This window comes from Allobosea sp. CER48 (assembly GCF_044752385.1).
Taxonomy (GTDB): domain Bacteria; phylum Pseudomonadota; class Alphaproteobacteria; order Rhizobiales; family Beijerinckiaceae; genus Allobosea.
This window is the reverse complement of record NZ_JBIWYK010000688.1, coordinates 1-1,266: the sequence shown is the minus strand read 5'-3', so window position 1 is coordinate 1,266 and position 1,266 is coordinate 1. Positions and strand designations below refer to the sequence as shown.

Annotated in this window: 2 protein-coding genes; both read left to right on the top strand. The window is 68.0% G+C overall.

Annotated elements, in window-relative coordinates; all coding sequences use genetic code 11:
• The first annotated feature begins 76 nt into the window (after nucleotides 1-76).
• Nucleotides 77-871: a calcium-binding protein gene (locus tag ACIPIA_RS16590; RefSeq protein ID WP_400511073.1), complete on the top strand. Its 795-nt coding sequence runs from the start codon at nucleotides 77-79 to the stop codon at nucleotides 869-871.
• 138 nt (nucleotides 872-1,009) lie between these two features.
• On the top strand, nucleotides 1,010-1,266 hold a 257-nt coding region (locus ACIPIA_RS16585; protein ID WP_400511072.1), incomplete at its 3' end, for a hypothetical protein.

Below are 1,266 nucleotides of genomic sequence, written 5' to 3'. Positions count from 1 at the left end.
AACCGTTCCTGGACTTTCAGTTCCGCGGCGCCGCCGCCGAACGGCCGGGATCATCAGATCGCTAAGGAGGTGCCGTATGGCGACGATCGAAGGAAGTGCATTCGACGACTTTTTGATTGGGAGTCGCTTCAGCGACGTTATTCTGGCAGGTGCCGGCCACGACATCGTGCACGGTGGCGATCAGGTCGATTCGCTTTTCGGCGAGGAAGGCAATGACCTGCTGTTCGGCGATGGCGGCAACGATGCCCTGTTCGGCGGCGAGGGTGACGACATCCTCTACGGCGGCCTCGGCGACGATGTCCTCTCCGGCGACGAGGGGAACGATGCCCTCTTCGGCGGCGAGGGCGATGATACGTTGATCGGCGGCGCCGGCGACGACATCCTGCGCGGCAATGACGGCAATGACGTCCTCATCGGCGGCGAAGGCAACGACATCCTGCAAGGCGGGCCGGGCGACGACATCCTCCAGGGTGGCGCCGGCAACGACGTCCTCCAGGGCGGTGAAGGTGCCGACATCCTCTATGGCGGCGCCGGCGACGACGTCCTGCAAGGCGGCGTCGGCGACGACATGCTGTTCGGTGGCGCCGGGAACGACGTCCTGCAAGGCGGTGCCGGCAGCGATACCTTCGTCTTCGCCGGGGGTGGCGGCAACGACGTCGTCCTCGACTTCCAGGCCGGCTCGGACATGCTGCAGATCGCGTCCGACATCAACGGCACGGGTGTTACCTCGGCCGAGGACGTGGCAGCCCGCGCTTCCACCGTCGGCGGCAACACCGTGATCGATCTCGGCAACGGAGACACGCTGACGCTCGTCGGCGTGAACGCCGAGGACGTGCAGGCCGATCCGCACTCCTACTTCTCGGTCGCCTGATCGACCGACGCGTCGCGCCCTGCCCTGCCACGGCCGGGCCGGGCGGAACGCCGCCTACAGTCCCGGAGCCCCCTCGCAAAGTGGCTTTCCCACTTTCATCCGGCGCTCCGGGATCCTCCGTGCCGCAGGAGCGCCTTCATGCTTTCACTCGCGCCCGTCGCCATGGCGGCGACGCCCCCGGCCCAGCTGGAGCTCCACCGCCTCGGCGGCTCGGTCTTCCTGCTCTGCTGGACGCTCGAGGCCTCGCCCTTCGGCAAGCCGTCGATCGCGCTCACCGGCGGAGGTCGGCGCCTCGCCGCCGCCTCGATCTCGCTCGGCCTTCGCGACGGACGCGAGCGGCTCGCCGTCGCGTTCAGAAACTCGGGTCATGACAGCATCGTCGCGACCCTCTCCGA